18 protein-coding genes and 1 tRNA gene are annotated in these 19821 nt (G+C 43.3%); 8 read left to right on the top strand and 11 right to left on the bottom strand.

Translation table 11 applies throughout. From position 1 onward, the window contains the following. Positions 1-9: 9 nt before the first annotated feature. Positions 10-909 (top strand): J domain-containing protein, encoded by a 900-nt coding sequence (locus KSK55_RS10235; RefSeq protein ID WP_214419737.1) that lies wholly within the window; start codon positions 10-12, stop codon positions 907-909. 31 nt (positions 910-940) lie between these two features. Beyond that, positions 941-4801: a DNA-directed DNA polymerase II large subunit gene (locus tag KSK55_RS10240; RefSeq protein ID WP_218606825.1), complete on the top strand. Its 3861-nt coding sequence runs from the start codon at positions 941-943 to the stop codon at positions 4799-4801. Positions 4802-4812: 11 nt separating this feature from the next. Here the strand turns inward: KSK55_RS10240 and KSK55_RS10245 are convergent, their stop codons facing one another. Beyond that, entirely contained in the window at positions 4813-7326 is a 2514-nt protein-coding gene (locus tag KSK55_RS10245) for an ABC transporter substrate binding protein (protein ID WP_218606826.1), read from the bottom strand. A 236-nt stretch (positions 7327-7562) separates the two neighbouring features. On the opposite strand from KSK55_RS10245, the gene KSK55_RS10250 reads away from it, so the two are divergent. Together KSK55_RS10250 and KSK55_RS10255 are read left to right on the top strand one after the other, a co-directional pair. Further along, positions 7563-7645, top strand: a tRNA-Leu gene (locus tag KSK55_RS10250). 310 nt (positions 7646-7955) lie between these two features. After that, positions 7956-8384: a hypothetical protein gene (locus KSK55_RS10255; protein WP_218606827.1), complete on the top strand. Its 429-nt coding sequence runs from the start codon at positions 7956-7958 to the stop codon at positions 8382-8384. Between the two features lie 416 nt (positions 8385-8800). Here the strand turns inward: KSK55_RS10255 and KSK55_RS10260 are convergent, their stop codons facing one another. Beyond that, a complete protein-coding gene (locus KSK55_RS10260) occupies positions 8801-9052 on the bottom strand; it encodes a DUF7123 family protein (RefSeq protein ID WP_218606828.1) in 252 nt (83 codons plus the stop codon). Between the two features lie 591 nt (positions 9053-9643). Then, entirely contained in the window at positions 9644-9862 is a 219-nt protein-coding gene (locus tag KSK55_RS16730; RefSeq protein ID WP_372238723.1) for a MarR family transcriptional regulator, read from the bottom strand. A 573-nt stretch (positions 9863-10435) separates the two neighbouring features. On the opposite strand from KSK55_RS16730, the gene KSK55_RS10270 reads away from it, so the two are divergent. Further along, on the top strand, positions 10436-11515 hold the full coding sequence (locus tag KSK55_RS10270) for a virulence RhuM family protein (RefSeq protein ID WP_256663980.1): 1080 nt from the start codon (positions 10436-10438) through the stop codon (positions 11513-11515). 236 nt (positions 11516-11751) lie between these two features. Here the strand turns inward: KSK55_RS10270 and KSK55_RS10275 are convergent, their stop codons facing one another. Continuing rightward, positions 11752-13437, bottom strand: coding sequence for an RNA-binding domain-containing protein (locus KSK55_RS10275; RefSeq protein WP_218606830.1), 1686 nt, complete (start codon positions 13435-13437; stop codon positions 11752-11754). Positions 13438-13810: 373 nt separating this feature from the next. Between KSK55_RS10275 and KSK55_RS10280 the strand changes: the two genes are divergently transcribed. Then, positions 13811-14314 carry a hypothetical protein gene (locus KSK55_RS10280; protein WP_218606831.1) on the top strand — a complete coding sequence of 168 codons (504 nt, stop codon included), beginning with the start codon at positions 13811-13813 and terminating at the stop codon, positions 14312-14314. A 390-nt stretch (positions 14315-14704) separates the two neighbouring features. On the opposite strand, the gene KSK55_RS10285 is transcribed toward KSK55_RS10280, so the two are convergent. Together KSK55_RS10285 and KSK55_RS10290 are read right to left on the bottom strand one after the other, a co-directional pair. Next, a complete protein-coding gene (locus KSK55_RS10285) occupies positions 14705-14884 on the bottom strand; it encodes a type II toxin-antitoxin system HicA family toxin (RefSeq protein WP_218606832.1) in 180 nt (59 codons plus the stop codon). A 548-nt stretch (positions 14885-15432) separates the two neighbouring features. Then, the gene (locus tag KSK55_RS10290; protein ID WP_218606833.1) at positions 15433-16191 is read right to left on the bottom strand and encodes a winged helix-turn-helix domain-containing protein; all 759 of its coding nucleotides are present in this window, start codon (positions 16189-16191) and stop codon (positions 15433-15435) included. 137 nt (positions 16192-16328) lie between these two features. Between KSK55_RS10290 and KSK55_RS10295 the strand changes: the two genes are divergently transcribed. Continuing rightward, the gene (locus tag KSK55_RS10295; RefSeq protein ID WP_214419720.1) at positions 16329-16493 is read left to right on the top strand and encodes a hypothetical protein; all 165 of its coding nucleotides are present in this window, start codon (positions 16329-16331) and stop codon (positions 16491-16493) included. A 3-nt stretch (positions 16494-16496) separates the two neighbouring features. Further along, the gene (locus tag KSK55_RS10300) at positions 16497-16739 is read left to right on the top strand and encodes an MTH865 family protein (protein ID WP_218606834.1); all 243 of its coding nucleotides are present in this window, start codon (positions 16497-16499) and stop codon (positions 16737-16739) included. A gap of 42 nt (positions 16740-16781) precedes the next feature. On the opposite strand, the gene KSK55_RS10305 is transcribed toward KSK55_RS10300, so the two are convergent. From KSK55_RS10305 to KSK55_RS10325, 5 genes are all read right to left on the bottom strand, one after another. Further along, entirely contained in the window at positions 16782-17825 is a 1044-nt protein-coding gene (locus KSK55_RS10305) for a CobW family GTP-binding protein (protein ID WP_218606835.1), read from the bottom strand. A 124-nt stretch (positions 17826-17949) separates the two neighbouring features. After that, on the bottom strand, positions 17950-18129 hold the full coding sequence (locus KSK55_RS10310; protein ID WP_218606836.1) for a hypothetical protein: 180 nt from the start codon (positions 18127-18129) through the stop codon (positions 17950-17952). Positions 18130-18137: 8 nt separating this feature from the next. After that, a complete protein-coding gene (locus tag KSK55_RS10315) occupies positions 18138-18479 on the bottom strand; it encodes a hypothetical protein (RefSeq protein WP_214419717.1) in 342 nt (113 codons plus the stop codon). Further along, entirely contained in the window at positions 18457-19014 is a 558-nt protein-coding gene (locus tag KSK55_RS10320) for an MFS transporter (protein WP_218606837.1), read from the bottom strand. Before KSK55_RS10320 ends, KSK55_RS10315 begins: the two co-directional genes overlap by 23 nt. A 95-nt stretch (positions 19015-19109) precedes the next feature. Continuing rightward, the gene (locus KSK55_RS10325) at positions 19110-19805 is read right to left on the bottom strand and encodes a holin family protein (protein ID WP_218606838.1); all 696 of its coding nucleotides are present in this window, start codon (positions 19803-19805) and stop codon (positions 19110-19112) included. Positions 19806-19821 lie beyond the last annotated feature (16 nt).

The raw sequence follows: 19821 nt of genomic DNA on the forward strand, positions 1-19821 counted from the left end.
ATAATATCGATGCCGAATCCTGGTGAGTCATATTACGAGGTTTTAAATGTCAGACGGGATGCCTCTCCCGAAGAAATTACGGCATCGTATAGAAAACTGGCGAAAGTTCTTCATCCTGATGTTTGTGGAAGCCCTGAAGCTGAGGAACTATTTAAAGTGGTTAATGAAGCCTATCAGGTCTTAAAAGATCCAAAAAAACGGGAAGATTATGATGTTTCTCTGATGGCCGCTGATGAATCTGATTATGGTAGATATTACAGCGGGGGGAGACGGTATCGTGATCCCAGGACCTGGTATTATACTCATCTTCATCAGTCATATCGTCCCCCGAAAACTTCACCAGAAATGGCAGCAGAAAAAGCAAAACGATCATCGATTCCCAGAATACTTCAGGTTCTCATATTCTATACAACTCTTTTTATGGCAATTGTCATCCTTGTCCAACTCTTTCTTCTTCCGTGGATGAATGGAATGGCTGCAGCAGATGCCCGTAATCTCTTTGAAGAAGGAAACCGGTGGATGAATGAAGAGGAGTATCAAAAGGCTATTGAAAGTTATGAACAGGCAGTTGTGAAACTCCCCGGTTTTAATGAAGGATGGCGGGCAAAGGGTCTTGCTGAATTGAAAAAAGCTGATGAATTGTCTGAAAAAGGGCTGAAGGCTCAGGCTGAACCATATTACCGTTCAGGAGCCCAATCGCTTCTTCAGGCCTACCCTTCATTTCCTGAAGACGTTCAGGTGTTATCAGGCCTTGGTTTTTCGTTATACTCTACTGGTAAAAGTGAAGAAGCAGTCCCATATCTGAAGAAAAGTCTTGAGATACATCCAGGTAATCCAGAATTACGGACTCTCCTAACAAATGCTCTCCATGAGACCGGAATGCAGGAATCATATCTGAATCTATCCTGAATTCTGACTAAAAATTTATTATCATAATATCATGACCGAAATTTCTCCCCACATGCAGGCATATTATGACCGGCTGAATGCAGGTCTTGCAAAAGCCATGGAAGTTGCACAGGCGGCAAGAAAGACCGGAATTGATCCAGAAACCCATGTGGAAATTCCAATAGCAAATGATCTTGCTGATCGGGTTGAAGCACAGGTGGGTATCACCGGTGTTGCTACTAGAATCCGTGAGCTTGAAGCAGAAATGTCCCGAGAAGAAGCTGCTTTACATATTGGAGATGATTTCGCAGCGAAAAAGTTTGGAGAAACCAATAAGGAAGAGATTTTAGATCACGCCATCCGGACATCCATGGCACTTCTGACTGAAGGTGTTGTGTCAGCTCCTATAGAGGGAATTGCCAAGGTTGCTATTAAAAAGAACGATGATGGCTCTGAATACCTTTCAATATACTATGCTGGGCCAATACGGAGTGCAGGAGGAACTGCTCAGGCTCTGTCAGTGCTTGTGGGCGATTATGTCAGAAACATTCTTGGTATTTCCAAATATAAGCCGCGGGAAGAGGAAATTGAACGATACATCGAAGAGATACGTCAATATAACTCCATCATGAGTCTGCAGTATCTCCCATCCGAACGGGAGATGCGACTTATTATCAGCAACTGTCCGGTCTGTATCGATGGAGAACCTACCGAAAAAGAAGAGGTATCTGGTCACCGGAATCTGGAGCGAGTGGAAACCAACACGGTCAGGGGGGGTATGGCTCTCGTTATCGCAGAGGGTCTGGCATTAAAAGCTCCAAAAGTTCTGAAAAATGTTCGGAAGATGAAGATGGACGGATGGGACTGGCTGGAAGAGATGATTCAGCAGACTGCTGGAAGTTCATCATCCGACGAAAAAGAAGTTGGAATTCACCCGAAGGATAAATTCCTCAGAGATCTTATCGGAGGTAGACCGGTTTTTTCATATCCGATGAGAGAGGGCGGATTCAGACTGGTATATGGCCGATCCAGGAATACTGGTCTTGCTGCAGCCGGACTCCATCCAGCCACCCTTCATATTCTTGGTGATTTTCTGGCTGTCGGGACCCAGATGAAGATTGAACGACCAGGAAAAGCTGCGGGGATCTCTCCGGTTGACAGTATTCAGGGCCCTACGGTCAGACTCATTAATGGTGATGTCGTCAGGGTCCGGAATGCAAAACTAGCAAGAGAACTCCAAAACCAGGTGAGTTCAATCATTGATGTTGGTGAAATCCTCATAAGTTACGGGGAGTTCATGGAAAATAACCATGTACTTGTCCCTTCAGCATATTGTGAATCCTGGTGGCGATTAGAAGGAGGGACTACCCGTCCGGTAGATGAGGATGAGGCAATAGCACAATGCGAGTCCGGACTTTATCTTCATCCTGACTTTTTATATCTCTGGGATGATCTCTCTTCATCAGAGATAAAAAGACTTGCAGAATATATTCATCAGGATGGGGCAATACAGGATGATATCCTCTCTTTCCCTTTTGATCCGGAAATAAAGGAATTTCTTGAACGAGTTTTGTGTGAACATACCGTAAGGGAGTCTGTCATCCAAATCCATCCGAATCATATCTTTTGTCGGTGTCTTGGTCTTGATGCCACCCTCTCTCTGTCCTCTGCATGGGAGGGTAATCTTCCTGAATCAAGTCTGGATCTCGTTCAGTTTCTCTCTGGGATGAAGATGAGATCAAAAGCCGGAACCAGAATCGGGGGAAGGATGGGCAGACCGGGTAAGTCAAAACCACGTGAAATGAAACCTGCTCCACATGTCCTTTTTCCGGTTGGAGAGGCAGGAGGGTCCCGACGGTCTGTGCAGGAAGCGTCAAAGTATGCGTACCAGGCTAATACCGAAGGAGGGAGCCTTCAACTTGAAATGGGTGTCCGTAGATGTCCGGCATGTAGAACTGAGACATGGCTGAACCGATGTTCTTGTGGGTCACATACTGAACCGGTTTTATCCTGTTCACGCTGTAACATAGAAATCCAGGGGACGGTTTGTCCCCAGTGTGGTATGGAACCGGTTTCAGTGAGACAGTATACGGTAAATGTCCGACAATTGTTTCAGCAGGCACTTGGAAATCTTGGAATCCGGGATCGGGATCTCGACCTGGTCAAAGGGGTTAAAGGACTTGTCTCCCGGAATAAACCCGTCGAATTGATTGAGAAAGGAATCCTCAGATCTTCTCATAACTTGTTTGTGTTCAAGGATGGTACGGTCAGGTTTGACATTATTGATATGCCCCTGACCCATTTCAGGCCGCGGGAAGTCGGGGTTTCTGTCGAACGATTGCGTGATCTGGGGTATGAAACCGATATCTATGGGGTCCCTCTTCAAAATCCTGACCAGGTTCTTGAGCTTCCGCCACAGGATATCCTGGTTCCTGAAGGGTGTGGTGATTATCTCTATTCCTGTGCCTGTTTTATTGACGACCTTCTCTCCAAAGTATATGGGTTGCCTCCCTTTTATAATCTGGAAAAACGTCAGGATCTTGTTGGTCATCTCGTAATCGGACTTGCTCCCCATACCAGTGCCGGAGTCCTTGCTAGAATTGTTGGTTTTTCAAAGGCAAATGTGGGGTATGGGCATCCTTTTTTCCATGCAGCAAAACGGAGAAACTGCTTTCATGGAGATACACTTATTGAAGTCTATGAAGAGGGGATGCTCAAAGAGATACCCATCCGACGGTTTGTACTCGAACACCTTGATCTCTCACAGGCCGGGATTGACTGTATCGGAACCTTCTATGCCGATCCCTGCCGGCTTTCGTATGCCAGGAGTGTAGATACCGGAGGTATCCCCCATCTTCGAAAAGTAACATCAGTCTCGGTTCATAAATCTCCTGCGAATCTTATCCAGTTCACTACTTCACGGGGAAAAAACCTGTTGGTCACCCCTGATCATGCAATGCTGGTCTGGGATGTTTCATACCTCAGGAAGATCCGGGCATTAGAGGTATCAATTGGAGATGCAGTTCCTCTGTGGGAAGGGGGAATTGTAATCAGTGATAGGATCATTGCGATTGATTATGTTCCCTGTGAGGATGAACGGGTGTATTGCCTGACGGTTGATACGGATCATAATGTGGTTGCAAACGGTATTTTCACCGGACAGTGTGACGGCGACGAAGATTGCGTTATGATGCTCCTCGATGGTCTCATGAACTTTTCCCGCTCGTTTCTTCCGGTTACGAGGGGAGGCTCGATGGATGCACCCCTTGTTCTGACAAGCAGAATCACTCCTACTGAGATAGACAAGGAGAGCCATAATCTGGATGTCTGCCCCACGTATCCGATAGAGGTGTATGAGACAGCACTCAGGTATGGTAATGCTAAAGATGTGGAAAACCTGGTTGACAGAGTGGAACGGAGACTGAACACTCCGGCACAAATCGAGGGATTCTTTTTTACCCATGACACATCTGATATCTCTGGCGGTCCGCTCGAGACGATGTACACCCAGCTCCAGTCGATGCTTGACAAACTGGATTGTGAATTATCCCTTGCCAAACGAATCAGGGCGGTTGATGAACATGATGTCGCAGAACGTGTGCTGAAGACCCATTTTATCCGGGATCTCCAAGGAAATCTTTCGGCCTTTGCAAAACAAAAATTCAGATGCACCAAGTGTAATACCAGTTATCGCCGGATGCCTCTTGCTGGAAAATGCCGGTGTGGTGGCAATATTATTCCAACCGTCCATGAAGGGTCCGTGAAAAAGTATCTGGAAATGTCAAAAAAGATCTGTGAAGAGTACAATATTTCTGAATATACCCGTCAGCGGATTGAAGTTATCGATATGAACATCGAGTCAACCTTTGGTGAAGAAAAGATAGAACAGATGGGTCTTGCAGATTTTATGTAACCATTCAATATTTATTTCTCAAAACGGTATCCGCCCTTTGGAATCCTCATTACAAATCGTGAACCTTTTCCATATTCTCCGGTTTCCGTGATGGAAATCCCTGTTATAGCTAGAATTTCCCTGACCAGAATCAGCCCTATCCCTGATTTTCCTTCAAGACTGAACGATAAAATCTGTTCTTTATTTTCAGGTGAAATCCCGACTCCATCATCTTCATATATTAAATGCAGGTCATCTCCATCCTGTTCTGTCCTGATACGAATTATTTGAACATTACCTCCATGGAGTCGTGAATTCTCAACAAGATGCATGAACACTTTCTCAAGAAATGGATCAGCATAAATGAAAAGGCCAGGAACTGCGAGTTCTCTTGTTATTCCTGCCATGCTCACATGAGAGATGGCGTAGATAAACACCTCTTCCACATTTTGCCAGACCGCTGGTTTTAATCCGAGATCCTGGTAATATTTCATAAATATAACCAGACGATCAATAGCACGTACAGCATTTCTACTTCGTTCCAGGTATTTTTCAGCATCGGCATTTTGAACAACATCTATTGCAAAATCCAGGTATCCACGAAGGATAAAGAGTTGGTTGTTGATAGTTGTCCGGGTGAGATAATTGAAAAGGTTGATCTTTTCAGTAGCTTTTTGTAATGCTTTTTGATCCCGTATTCGTTCAGTAATATCCCTGATTGCCGCTACGAAAACCCATTTCCCATTCCATTCAAAAAATCTTCCCAGGATTTCAACCGGAAAAGAGCTTTTATCCCTTCTGATATGATAGGTAACCGGTATAGAGAAGACTTCACTAGGTTTTTTGTTGTTAATCTTTTCGATGATATCCTGTGTCATGGAGAGTTCCTGGTATCTCATCTTCAGGAGTTCATCATGAGAGTACCCATACATTTCAGAAGCTGCAGAGTTTGCTTCTAGAATGTTTCCTGAACCTTTCTCAATCAGAAAGATAGCTTCCCAGCCAAGTTCAAAAAGATTGTAATATTTTCTGCTACTCTCCTCCAATGCATGATGGGCTTTTTTTAGTTCTGATATGTCAACAGATAAACCGATAAGACCAATTACCTGACCATGTTCATCCAGGAATGGCACTTTTCTTGTGGAATGTGGAATCCTGATACCAGGAGTTATTTCAACATCTTCTTCTATGTACAAGGGCTTTTTTGAGGTGATAACAGTCCTATCATTCTTTTGGTATTCTTCTGCAAGTTGATGGGGAAAAATGTCCTCATCTGTTGATCCGATGAGTTCCTGTGAATCATGTTTGAAAGAATCAAGCAATCGCTGGTTTGCTATCTGGTACCTGCCTTTTATATCTTTGAAAAATACGTAGCCTGGGAGCGTATTTATGAAAGTCTGCATCAGATGCTCTGTTTTTCTTCGTTGATGCATGAGATAGAGGAGGACAACCAATAAACAAGCAAGGATTATGATGATGACAATTGCTGTTACCAACTCTCTGAAATATACATCAATTACTTCAGGTTTTTTATTTATGAGAATACTATCCGGAGGAATACGGTTTTCAGAAATTCCATATTTTTTCAAAACTTCAGCATCGAAAACATATGATGTTGAATCGTTGAGGTTCATCGGGATCTCATTCACATTTCTTCCGTTGAGAATCTCACGAGCCATTTCTCCTGCAAGTGTTCCCTGGTGCTTAGCAGAAATAATGCTCCCCCCAAGAGTCCCTTTGCCACTATGGAAGTCATAAAGTATGAAAATGGGAACAGAACTGTGCTTCGCGATATTTTCCGCAAACAGACTTATATCTGTGACCTTTCCTGCTGTATCCCGTGAAAAATTTCCCAGGATAATGAGGGAATGTGGGGGAAGTCTTTCCATCTGATTGTAAATTTCTTCAACTGTCCCATTTCCTACATCATGATACACAATGTCAGCAGACAGGGTTTTTGTTGCCTCATGGATAGTTCGTCTAATCTCATTTCCGCTCTCTGTTTCCTCAGAGACTATCCAGATATCTGTCGTGTCTGGGAATAGTGAGATCATTGTCTCCAGGGTCTCTTTTGGATTAATTGCTGTAACAATGCCGGTTACCTTGTCATAGGTATCTGGATGGAGTTCCTCATATCCGTTCAGACCAGTGAAGACGATCGGCACATCTGGGAACAAAGTTTCCCGGTTATTAAGAATAAATTGCAAAGCAGTGTCGTCAGCAGTAATGATGAGCCTGACAGATTCTTTGCCATATTTATATGAGAGAATTTCTTTCTGTAGTTGTAACGATTCATCAGACTGGTAATTTTTCCAGTCTAAGTATTCTATAGCGATACGGCTGTCTGGCCCGATATCCCCAACAGCCTCTAAAAATCCTGTTGTGATGTCACTAGTCCAACGATATGTCGGATGGTAGGAATGAAGAAAAAGGATTACTGATGGTTTTTCAGAATTTTCAGTGATTATACCAAGAGCTGGAGAAAGCAATATGAGGATTAGGATGAAACCGATAAAAAAGCCATACCAGGACCATCCCCTGCCCATATACATGGGGTATTACTTGCTGGTTTAAAGAACCTTTTATTCAGAATTATAGTATTTTATTGTTCCGGTCTTTTTTATTATGTGGGAATGAGTAGGATGTGATTCAATATTTGAATATTCCGGTAATTCTGGGTTAATTAACAACTCAAATGAGGAACCTAGAAATAGGATCCAGTATAACCTGTAAGTGTCAGCTTGGTGTGGATATCTTCCATACCATCTCTTCTTCTTATTGTGCGGGGATAGCCAAGTGGTCAAAGGCGAACGCCTCAAGAGCGTTTCTCGTAGGAGTTCAAGGGTTCGACTCCCTTTCCCCGCATCAGGATAACGTGTTCTAACCGTTACAATTTTTAATAGTTGAACTGCTCATACATATTTATGCCCTTAACGGCCACATGTCTTTCTAATAACGATAGATTTCACAGTTTTAAGGATGAGTATGCTGAGCGGTAGATGTATTGTTATTTGAAGATTGATTCCTTTTATAGGTTATTGATACTTATCTCGGTCCATTCATAGGATGCCCTGGCTACATTTGTCTATGATTTATAAAAATCAGAAGTAAGGACAGATCTTTGAATGGCGGATCTGAACCAAAGTATTAAATGGTGCGTATGAGATGGTTCAGTATGAAGATTGCATGGGCTATCCTCGTGATCGTTCTTGGGGTTCTTGGTTGTTCGATCCTGACAACCGCTGCAGAAACGGTGGTAACTAATCCTGATTCCATTCCAAATTTAACCGGAATTTGGAAAGGGACATCCTCGGGGTACATGGTAGGTTTGGGATTTACTGAAGATTCAATGATCTACAATATTACTGAACAAAAGGGGCAGTCATTTATTGGTTATAAAGAATACCAATTCGAGGGAGATGAACCTGGTAGAGAAGATTTTGCAGGAATCATTACCGTTGACGGAACGATCTATATTGTAGATTATCCTGGAGGCACGGTAATAGGTACAATGATCGGATCCGATGAGATGAATCTCAATAGTTTCAATGATGGAGATGAAACATATGTCTTCATCTCGACATTGAAGCGTGAAGACAATTAAATCTCTTTTCCTCGATTCATCTTTTTTCTTTGACATACTCCAGATTAGAAATGATATAGTTATCGGTAAAGAATCTCTAGGAATACTTCACAGGGTGCTTCTGACATGGTACAATATTTCTGTTCATGGATTATATGGTAAATTATTGTGTGATTATTACATGCCCGATTTATCCTTGTGCTCACCCTTACATTCGCGAATGTTAACAGTGGTATGATTGATAGTAAAAACCATTTTTCGTATATAATGAGGATTGTTCTACCCTTTCGTTGCATTTTTGGGAATTTTCAGTTGTAGTAGATATGAGCTGGGACGAGTGATTCGATTATTGTATGATCCTCTCATTACTATCTGGAATAAGAGATCACAGAAATGAAGTTAGTAGAATCCAGAACAAACGAGGAGGAAAAGAGGGATTATGCCTGGGGTGATGTCACCAACCAGGTGGTACTGTTTGAATAACTGTACCGCTCAATTTTAAAATCGGGACAGATCTCTGACAGTAAGGCCATATTGGTCCCTACTTCTTTTGAGGATAATCCGGTATCCTTGGCTATATACTTCGACTTGAAGAAGTTTGACCCAGGTTTCATCTGGTTCTTCAGGTAGTCTATTAAACAGATCTGGTTTTCATTGTATGTTGTGGCAAATTTACTTTGTAAAAGCATGTCTATCTCCATAAGTACTGAATTTTGCTGAATGAATTGTAGGAGGAAATCCGGTCTGGTATAGACCGGGGAAGTTCGTTCAGGTCAGGAGAGGAGAATCGGAGGACATGAAACCCCCTCCTGACCGGGGGAGTTCCTTTTCGGGATGAGCTGGATACAACAGATGTAGGAGGACATGTTGAACGCTACTCACCGACAGAGATCCTGTCAGACATCCAGGAGTTGCTTCCTGGATTTTTCACAGGTCTCTGTGTGACATACAAGTGTTGTTTGAAACAGGTTAAAAGACAAATAGCCAAAACCGATGGAAAACAGTCTGAAACTATTTTAGAGTCAATTGATACTTTTTTTATTGAATAACTTCTGCTGATCATTATGAGCGGAAAATGAGCGGTCAATTATCAGTTGCACCTGGTTCTGAGACGATCTCAGGTTTTGAAAAAAATCAGATAGGACGGATTAAAAAATTGAAATCTACATGGTTTCAGGAGTTGCAACCAGTTTCAAGACCTCTAATAAGAAGAAATTTCATGAGGATTTCCTTGGAGGATGACGTGTTTGATGGTATCTCTCGCGGGAGGGGGAGAGGTGCTATCCCTCCTCATGTGCCATCCTCATTTTACTCAGGTGCCTCGAAGCTGTCTGGCGGGTTATCCCAAAGCTGCGGGCTATGTCAGCTGCTGTTACATCCGGATGCAGCTCTATGTAACTCCTGATCCGCTCTCCCCTATCCTCTTTGTCAGCTAGCTGCGGTGAAGCTGTCACACCCGCTGTCACCTCAGCTGTCAGGTCTGACCTGATGATGTTCATCAATACCTCTACGGAAATACACAGTGAAATCGGAGGGATTGCATGGGAAGCCTGATACAAAAACCCACCTGGAGAGTGGGCGATGGTAAACCAAGGTAGCGATCCCGGTGAAGGTGATGAGGACCCCCCACCCGAAAGCCGAGGATGCCCCCTGGACTATTTCCCCGGAGGATCATGAGTGACCCGGAGATGAGGAGGGCATCGATATAGATCGGCCAGCTACCCGAGCGAGAATAGGATCAAATCCGGCTTCGACTGCCGATGAGCGGAGGTTAGAAAAGGAGAGGACGAAGGAGCAGAGGTCGACGACAAGGGTGAGGACTCCGGTTGCAGCCGGGACGAGTGATTCGATTTTTTTGATTGATGGTGTTGTGGGGATGGGATCACCTCAGGTTTGGATGATCCCAGATTTGGAGTAGAGAGTATTGGTAAAGGTTGGTGGGGGGGATAAAAATCAAAGTGCTTTAGTTTGTAAATGTCAGAATGGTGTAATTGATCGAACTATAAATAAACGAGAATATGAGTAATAAGGTCTTACCAAAGATAAAATAAAATGATAATGGAGTATATCCAGTGACAGATAATCCCCCATCCACCACACCTGACCAAAGCATCCTCATGTACCAGACCGAGGACGGAAAAACTAAACTCTCTATTCTTATTGAAGGTGAGACCATCTGGATGACCCAGACCCAGATTGCTGACCTCTATCAGACCTCAATTCCTAATATCAACATACACATCAGCAATATCCTCAAAGAAGGAGAATTAGACCTGGAACGAACTATTAAGGATTACTTAATAGTTCAAAAAGAAGGAAATCGTGAAATTTCACGGAAAGTAGCCCATTATAATCTTGAGATGATCATCGCCATCGGGTACCGGGTCAGAAGTCATCGGGGAACACAGTTCCGAAGATGGGCAACAGATCGGCTCCATGAATACCTGGTCAAAGGGTTTACCTTAGACGATGAACGTCTCAAGGAAGGGAAAACCCTTGGGACTGATTACTTCGATGAACTCCTTGAACGAATCCGGGATATCCGGGCATCTGAAAAGCGGTTTTATCAGAAAATTAAGGAGATATATACCCTTTCCATAGATTACGATCCCAGAGCTCCAACTACCAAGGAGTTCTTCCAGATCGTTCAGAATAAAATCCACTATGCAATATCCGGGCATACTGCTGCAGAACTCATTGCAGATAGAGCAGACGCAACAAAGCCTAATATGGGACTTACTAGTTTTAAAGGGGCGATTGTCAGGCAGGGAGATGTAACGGTTGCAAAAAATTACATGAACTCTGATGAAATTGAGCAACTAAACCGGCTTGTAGTTATGTGGCTGGATTATGCTGAAGATCAGGCGAAACGAAAAACTCCTGTGTATATGAAAGACTGGCGGGAAAAACTGGATCGGTTTCTCACCTTTAATGAACGGGCAATCCTGGAACATGCGGGGAAGATCAGCATGGAACAGGCCCGTGAATATGCACGGGAACAATATCAGATATATAATGCTCACCGGGTGGAACTCTCTGATAAGGATGCGGAAAATGAATTTGAGGAAGTTGTGAAACAATTAGAGGATGGAAAGAGGAAGGAAATAGGGAATTCCCTGGGGACAGAGAATCATTCTGACGATACATCGTGATGTAAATGGTTACTGGTGGACGGTTAGGGAACAATCATACCTATGATGAGTTGTATCAGGTTGCAATTGATATCACTCTATTAAACCTTCTATTCTGAATAGTATCATCGATATTGACGTCTATCTCTCTCACATCTTGTCTGTCCGAATTATCTTGCGTTCACTCTTACGTTTGCGAACGTAAGTTGAAAAATAAAATACGTTTGTAAACGTAAATCAACGTAACCCTAGATTCATCATAGATCCTTCCAACTGTAATATGTCCCTTTTCCGACCCCTTCCCGTTGCATCTCCGAATATTTTTCAGTCATTGAAAGAAGAAGTCTTGTTGCCTGATTTTTTGAGAGAAAGCAGAGTTTCATAACATCAGACCTGGTTATCCGTGGGTGAACTTTGAACCAGGAGATCACCATCTGTTCCAGCTGAATGGGATCGTATCCTTTCGCCCGGACATATTCGGATGACTCGTTCAATCGCTTGTACACCTGGGATGAGAGCATATAATGCCGGCCACCTTTTTCCCCGACTCCCTGAATAAGTCCTCGTTCAACAAGCCGCTCAAGCGTTGATTTTGCTGCATTCGTTCCTTTCTGTGTAAGGAAACCTGCTTCATGGGTCGTGATCCGACGTTCTGAATGGAGTGCATTCAGGATGAGGAGTTCATCCAGAGTCAGGGACTTTCCGTTTCGGTCCTGTTCAAAGATTAAGGCTGCAAATTCCAGGGAGGATTCACCTCCCGGAAGAACCACCCTGACCGAATCAGCATCTGTCCTGGAATAATCCGGAGCCGGCCGGCCATAGGTAATCTGCCCCATAAAGATCTTGTCCACACCCCGTCCGGTTGTCTCAACAAGTCCGATCCTCCTGAAAATCTCCGCAAGTTTGGGATTCCGGGGCTTGGGTTCATGAACCAGGAGGTTATCAAGAGTGACACCTTCCGGAAATCCTCCCGGGTTGGTAATGAGGAGGTGGTCAGCCTGCCATTGAATAAATACTGATCCCTGCTTAGAATAATCCCGGTGAAGGATTGCATTCATCATCGCTTCTCTGAATCCTTCAGCAGAATAATCAGGAATAGGAACCCGGAACAATCCGACCGTTACCTCCCGTTCAGTATTCCGGGCAGAGAACCGGTCCTCAATCTCCTGAAGGACGATCGCAAGAGGGCCATGAAACACATCATTCACCCGGACATTGCCACTCCCATCAATCACCTGGAAATATATTTCATGGTGGGGAAGATTTTTCCGGATAATTTCCTCTTTTCCAAGAAGCAAAAGCCCGGAATAATTGGGGACAAGTACGCCCTCTTTTGTCTCAACGAGAGTAAGAGCTTTTGCGAGTTCTTCATCAGAGAGTTCAAGAAGGATCTGGTCACCTTTTCGGGCCTGAATAATCCGACGAATCCAAGCAAATGCAATCGGATCAAAGGCATCAAATGAGAGGGTATCAACGAGTTCGTTTGTCAGATCCAAGGTCTGAATGTGGATTCGTCGTGAGATATGATCACGAGGGTAAAAGGGAACCGATTGTGGCTTGCCTTTGGTATCGATAATCCGGTGAAGTGCTTTTCCCTGACTGGTTGAACAGATTTCAGGGTAGGGTTCTACCTCGATAGCAAGAACCTGTGCATCATCAAGGATCTGTTTGGTGACCCGTGTATTGATATTCGGAACTGTTTTGGTGTATATGGTGGCCTTGATCTTAACCGGATCGATATCTGCCCCTTTTCGATCGGGAGTGCCGGTAATTGTCCCATCATCTTCAACCCCGAGAAGTAACACACCCCCTTCTGTGTTAGCCATTGCAACAATATCAGATACAATATCGTCATCAGTCTGGAGACGGTGAAGTTCTGATTTGAATTCCCTGCCTAATCCTTCTCCCTCCGCTACGATCGTACGAATCTGATCTTCATCCATGGAATTTCTCATCTGAACAATACGGAAATATCTCTAACCAGTCAGGCATTTACTTGATCTCGATATGGCTTGAATATCTCTCGGGCGAATACTAGAGTAAATATCAGAAAGAACGCGTTTATGTCTTTCTACAAAAAATCTCTTTCTCTCTACAGAAAAAGGTGATTTACTGATTGCATCATGAAACGAGATTCCCTCTAGGTGAGATGAATAAAAATTCAAATTTATTTTCCTTTTACCCTCTCCGCACGAGCAGCCTCCCTAATTTCTAATCCCTCCTCTCTCCTCCATCCATCTTCTCCCTCTTTTCAACCATATATATACTGACATCCGATTTTTTATTGTCACATTTTGTGACAGGGGCTCATCGAACATGGCAGATTTTGTACAAAAGTCAACTGTCAAGAGTGCAGGACGGAAGCTCTCCACTCCTCTTGCATCAAAGACAGTCCTGAACACGATCATCGGGAACATTCTCGTAGACAATCCGTGGAGTTGTACGTCATACGTATCCGGTGGAGAAACCCTTCCAGCTGTACAGAAGACCTCTGAAGCCTACAGTGGAAAGGTCATCTACGAGAACACCCAAGGAAAGGCGGTCGGAACAATCACGGTTAAGGCACCGACCTCCGGAGCATTCGACACCGACATGACCACCATCCTGGCAAACACCGCTTTCGAAACCGCCATGGGTGGGACTGCTTCCCATGACAGTTCAGAGGACAGCTTTACTGTTACCCTCAAGGGGCACACCGCCAGCGGAGAACTCTTCAACGTCCGGTTCACCCGGGAAGCGATAACCGTCTCCAGCTACGAAGCAGACGCCATCCTCACCACCATCGAGACCTGGGCGGACACCGTTCCCGACCTTGCATAACCCGATTTTCTCATTTTTCCTAGGTGATGAGATGAATTGGGGATATGTATAATCAATCTAAAGCAATATCCTGTGATGGTGTTCTCTATAACCTCTCAAAAATCGCAAGAGCCGGTAAAAACACTCTCAAAGATAGAAAATGAGGAAGATTACGAATTCAGGGGAGCCCCGTAATTCTGAATTTTTTCCTGCATATCAGGATTTAATGGCTTGACTAATTTTGCATTATATGAACCACTCGGAGAGTACGGGAGTGTATTGTTGAATATCTCCATTGCTGCTATCCCGTACGAACGTGATTTTGCTGCAATCGTTCCTTATACCTATAGTTTTCGTAGAAATCTGTTCGATATCACGGTCGGAAACAAGGTAGGTGTAAATCGTTATCCGTTATAAGGTTCCGGTGGTACCCAGTGTCATCAGATCAAGAAATGGAATAGACAAGGTAACATCCACGCCATGTTTCACCATAATCACGTGGATCCCAGTAAGTCTGGCTTTTGTAAATCCATGGGAGAGAAAGGCATCTGCATCCAAACTGGAAGGACCAGACAACTGACAATGAATCATTGATAATCTCTTTGGCCGGAGTTCCCTCTCTATGTATGAAACAAGCCTTATCCAGGCATATATTTGGCAAATCAGATAAAATCAGTCATATCTCTGAAAAAAGACCGATCCCAGAAACGAAAAAAGGAGGCTAAATCTCGGTTTCTTATCGGCTCGTAAAGCCTCGATCACCTCCTCACCCACCGTTTGTATAGGGAAGAATTTTCCGGCACCATAGCGGCCCTCTATATGTCCTCCATTTACGAGTATTTTTGATTTTTAAGCCGAATTTCCTGCCTGTTTATTGGGGGCCGAATTGAAGAGATCGATTTCGCCCAATTATTATTTAAATTAAAAACAGGGCTCAATTTAACCAATTCATGTTTCATTATAAAGCCTGGATATAAAGGTCCGTGGGATGAATCCTATATCTCGATATAATGGTTTAAATCCGGTTCTGATATCATTACGGTAAAAGGTGATCTACATTTTATAATGGTCATCAGATTAGAATGATATCATGAGGACATATCCTACTCTGGTTGCTATTATCCTGGAACAGGCTTTTATCATGAAAGGGGGGTTTTGCATAATATACAATAAATTTCTCTGATTGATGATAATACTCTGAAACCCTTTTCCGTGATAACATAATCGCCACGTTCATGTCGTTGGATGATCATTCCTGCTTCCTGCAACTTTTTGATATGAAACAGGAGATTTCCTCCGCGGAGTTTTGTCAGGTGCGAGAGATCAGAGAATGTTCTGGTTTCAGAGGATACTGCCTGAAGAATCTGAAACCGGATTGGACTTGCAATTGGTTCTACAATCTCTGAGACGATCTTTTCATCCGGGTAATCAGTGACCGGAACCGCACATTCTTGTCTATCCAGAATCCCAAGAGATTGCATCAGGTCAATCTGCTTTTCAAACAGTCGATTGACTTCCTGGAAACAGGTGTCACATTTTTCATATGGACCCTTCTTTCTCATTTCTTTCAATTGAGTTTTATAGTCCTCTACGATCTCGTCAGTTATTTTTCCATCTTTGATATGGCTTGATGTGGCAGTGAGGAAATCAAGGAAGATCTTGAAACAGGTATCATGCATGACACAATCATAGATCATCCGGGATGAGAGACAATCATGAGCCTGTTCAATATGGTTTTTTGAAATGAGGGCAGCGTAATCATTTTTCAACCCGGAGACTATTGACTGGATATGAACCTGGTTTGTACGTTCAATAAATCGTTGTAATTCACCTCTCATTTGTTGCATTTCATCCATGAGAGAATCCAAGGTAGGGGATTTATCTGCAGTTTTTTTCATGAAAAATACTGAACAGGTATTGTGTGGATGATAATATAACTCTTTGAGTTAGTGGAATGTATCTGTTCACAATAAGGTAATTTTAATAACGATCAAGTATATTTATTCAACAGACGATAATCCTATAGGTGAGATGAATGCCCACCTGGAAATGTACCGGAACTCATGTAACAAAAGAGAAAGCTGAGGAATCAATTTCTCATTTGAAAAATGCCTGCTTTGGATGTAATACTCACAGCAACGAGTGTTCGATTGCAAAAGCCGTTGGAGATATTACTTCAATGATCAAGGAGAGTGAATGAACCATGTCATCAGTCAAAGAACAAATCCATGCCCAGATAACCGGAGCCCTGGCCGGAGCAACCTTTCCCATTGACACACCGGAACGATTAATTGATGCTTTTCCTGCTGGTGCAGATACCACTTGCCAGGTAGGGGAGCTGAAAATGACTGCCGGAGAGGCCGGAAAACTTCTGAAATCTACCGATTTTCCGTTTCAGAGTGCAAAACAGGTCGCAGACATAATTGTGGATCGTGCCGGCCTGTAGAGTATCCTGTTCCTTTCTAATTTTTATTTCGACGATCGGGATTCATGGTGGCTTTACCAGACATGACTCTAATCTGGTAGTAATTTCACCTATCTGAATTGTTTTCCCAACTCCGATGAATGTGAGCTCAGTTGATGGATTTTTCCTGATCCAAGGCTGTCCTTTTGTTATTGAGACCCGTTTCCCCACTACTTGGATGATGACCTGTTGCATGGGAAATTCACTACTATTTGCTATACCCTTCGCCCGAATCACGGTGGATGGAAGATTTTTCATGAGAGCCTGAAGACAGGAAAGACGGATGGGTGAATTATGTGTCCAGGACAGGGTTGAAAATCCATGATCATCCCCTTCATGATGATGGTGATCGGCATGCTCTCCGTCTGAAGGTAGATCAGAGGTTCCGGTATGAGATATTCCCAGAATCAAGGATACCGGGATAGCAGCATATACGGTCTCAAGTATTGGCATATCCAGGGGTATCCACTCTTTCCGTATGGCTGCCTTTTTGGATTCAGAAACACGATCGACCTTGTTAAGAAGGAGAAGGTCAGCTGACCGGATCTGTTTTTTCACGAGATGGCTCATGATCCATGACACCGAGAATATTTCCTCTGCATCCACCAGGCATATGACGCCTGCAATCCGGACTCTCTTTTTTAAATCTTCATTTTCGAAAAGGCTGATGATCCCGGCAGGATCAGCAACTCCGGATGCTTCGATCACCAGGATATCTGGTCCATAAGGAGAGTCGCCAAGGGTTGTGACGGCCTCGCTGAGGTTATTTCTCAGCGAGCAACAGATACACCCGTTTTCAAGTGCAATAACCTGATCCCCAGTCCCATTTATCAACTCTTTGTCAATACTGATAGATCCGAAATCATTGACAATCACGCCGAATCGTTCCCCTGATGTGGAATTGAGTATCTGGTTTATAAAGGTGGTTTTTCCGGATCCCAGAAAACCGGTGATAATATAAACTGGTAATCTTCCGGGTTTTCGTTTTGCAGGATGAGATTCCCTGTTTTGTGATCGGGTAAATAATCCGGTAAAGGTTTTGAGAAGCGATCCTGCTTGTGTACCCATCTGTTAAGAGATTTTCATCCGGGATGTATAATATTTTATGAACCGGGTGAAAATACACGTATCTTCCGTTCTGATTCAACTGGTATAAAGATGAATCAATATTTCCCTGAAAGCAAAAAAGCGTTTAATTTTGAATCTGGGTTCTTATTATTATTTTTTTATGAAGGGTGTTGGTTGCCAATAAAACACTTTCAAGAGCAACAAGGACCAAAATCCGGAGAGATATTTTTCCTATGACTGGATCGGGGGAACGTGAAGACGAAGGGCCGATGCTTTCAATAGTGGATATTAACATAAAATCCATACCCTGAATTAACTCTCCTCCTTCAGGGCAGCTGCATCAAAGGGCTTTTCCAGTTGACTAAGAATTGGATCCGGGCTGGCAACTGAAGTATCAGGGATCACCTCACCGGTGGCATTGACATTCTGCATAGCACGTTGCTCGGCCTGGTTCACGGCTGCTTCAAGTCGTTCATTCTCAGTGATATCGCTCTTTTTTATTTCAACCGGAATTAATCCGAAGAAAATGAGGAAGATGAATAGCAGGATAAGCAATACCAGGATCCCTACGATGATTGGCATAGCCGGGTTACTCCGTGAAGAGACCGGCATCTGAGCACGGGTAATGGCATCAGGACGATTCTTCTGTGGCATAAGCCCCCCCAGTTGAATCGTTTTCTTTTTTCTCCTTCACAGCCAGGATCAGGAGAAGACCAATGATCTGAATCCCTATACAGAAGATGAATGCAGCATCAAAGCCGCAAGCGAGCTCTGATGGTTTAATGGTGTGAGCAGCGACTTGTGTCATCACCGATCCTAACGCTGCAATAATTGCACCACCCACCGCCTGGATCATACGAAAGAAGATTAACAATTCCACAGCCGGTGCCATTGCACAGAGAGCTGATCCGATGATAAAAATAGCAAACCCAATGATAAAAACCGGCTTATACCCCTTCATATCCCCAATTTTTGCTGCTGCGAGGAGAAGACAGACCAGGATGATTAGGTAGGCATTCAGTACCCATGAGGTGATAACGGTTGGCACATCGAATGATTTGGCAATACTAGGCAGGGCAATATTGACGATGGTGGCGTCAAGGCCGGCCATGAACGATCCCAGGGAGATAACCAGGACGATCAGCAGTTCTTTACTGCTCATTTTCGGAGGTGAATCAGGTTGCGACATCTCAATCAGATGCAGAGTTATTGGTTCAACCGGCGATAAATAGGTTGTATCCGTGTTTCCTCTGTAATATACTCAACTAAATATTATTTTTTGAATTATCCTATTTTCCCTTCCTCAACGGTAATACTTTTACCTCCAAAATAAAACCCAACAACGGCTGCCAGAGTTGTTCCCATCATACTCATAATAGTGTTTGCCAATTGGGGATCCCCGTTGTTTGCAACAAAGATCAATACAACAGCAATGCTGAGGACAAATAGTATACCGAACGAGATCATCCCACGATTAAACCCAGTAATTCCCTCTACTGGTTGTTTCATCAGATCTATTATGGACGTTGTCATTGAAAATGAAATTTCATGGCTATTAATCCATCTTTTAATCTCTATCCTGAGTTCATCCATACTTCCGCTATTTTCTGTTTTTTTCACTTTTTCGGCAAGTTCATCGTTTTTTAGCTGTTCTCGAATCCATCGGGAAAAATCCTTACGGAGTAAAAAATCTCGTAGGTTTCTATCTTCAATTGTATTCAGAAGATAAGAAAACTCAGTGATATTATGAGCGACATTTGTCTGGTTTTCTCGGCCATCAAAGTGGAATCCTTTGCTAGTATCTACATTGATTTCAGAAGTGAGGGGTACTTGTTCGAGAAGCTGTGATAATATGTGATTTCTTACCTGAACAATGGAGTATGATTTATAGATTTGATACCCGAAGGGGAGCATAAAAAACAAGAAAATCAGAGAAATTATGATGATTGAAAAATTAATACCTGATTCTGTAAATTCCATTGACGTTTGATTCGTT

It is taken from the genome of Methanospirillum hungatei, assembly GCF_019263745.1.
GTDB lineage: Archaea > Halobacteriota > Methanomicrobia > Methanomicrobiales > Methanospirillaceae > Methanospirillum > Methanospirillum purgamenti.

Excerpts from the sequence above, each read along its gene's own strand:
- KSK55_RS10235 (WP_214419737.1), top strand. The coding sequence starts at position 10 with ATGCCGAATCCTGGTGAGTCATATTACGAGGTTTTAAATGTCAGACGG.
- KSK55_RS10240 (WP_218606825.1), top strand. The coding sequence starts at position 941 with ATGACCGAAATTTCTCCCCACATGCAGGCATATTATGACCGGCTGAAT.
- KSK55_RS10245 (WP_218606826.1), bottom strand. The coding sequence starts at position 7,326 with ATGGGCAGGGGATGGTCCTGGTATGGCTTTTTTATCGGTTTCATCCTA.
- KSK55_RS10255 (WP_218606827.1), top strand. The coding sequence starts at position 7,956 with ATGAAGATTGCATGGGCTATCCTCGTGATCGTTCTTGGGGTTCTTGGT.
- KSK55_RS10260 (WP_218606828.1), bottom strand. The coding sequence starts at position 9,052 with ATGCTTTTACAAAGTAAATTTGCCACAACATACAATGAAAACCAGATC.
- KSK55_RS16730 (WP_372238723.1), bottom strand. The coding sequence starts at position 9,862 with ATGAACATCATCAGGTCAGACCTGACAGCTGAGGTGACAGCGGGTGTG.
- KSK55_RS10275 (WP_218606830.1), bottom strand. The coding sequence starts at position 13,437 with ATGGATGAAGATCAGATTCGTACGATCGTAGCGGAGGGAGAAGGATTA.
- KSK55_RS10280 (WP_218606831.1), top strand. The coding sequence starts at position 13,811 with ATGGCAGATTTTGTACAAAAGTCAACTGTCAAGAGTGCAGGACGGAAG.
- KSK55_RS10285 (WP_218606832.1), bottom strand. The coding sequence starts at position 14,884 with ATGATTCATTGTCAGTTGTCTGGTCCTTCCAGTTTGGATGCAGATGCC.
- KSK55_RS10290 (WP_218606833.1), bottom strand. The coding sequence starts at position 16,191 with ATGAAAAAAACTGCAGATAAATCCCCTACCTTGGATTCTCTCATGGAT.
- KSK55_RS10295 (WP_214419720.1), top strand. The coding sequence starts at position 16,329 with ATGCCCACCTGGAAATGTACCGGAACTCATGTAACAAAAGAGAAAGCT.
- KSK55_RS10300 (WP_218606834.1), top strand. The coding sequence starts at position 16,497 with ATGTCATCAGTCAAAGAACAAATCCATGCCCAGATAACCGGAGCCCTG.
- KSK55_RS10305 (WP_218606835.1), bottom strand. The coding sequence starts at position 17,825 with ATGGGTACACAAGCAGGATCGCTTCTCAAAACCTTTACCGGATTATTT.
- KSK55_RS10310 (WP_218606836.1), bottom strand. The coding sequence starts at position 18,129 with ATGGATTTTATGTTAATATCCACTATTGAAAGCATCGGCCCTTCGTCT.
- KSK55_RS10315 (WP_214419717.1), bottom strand. The coding sequence starts at position 18,479 with ATGCCACAGAAGAATCGTCCTGATGCCATTACCCGTGCTCAGATGCCG.
- KSK55_RS10320 (WP_218606837.1), bottom strand. The coding sequence starts at position 19,014 with ATGTCGCAACCTGATTCACCTCCGAAAATGAGCAGTAAAGAACTGCTG.
- KSK55_RS10325 (WP_218606838.1), bottom strand. The coding sequence starts at position 19,805 with ATGGAATTTACAGAATCAGGTATTAATTTTTCAATCATCATAATTTCT.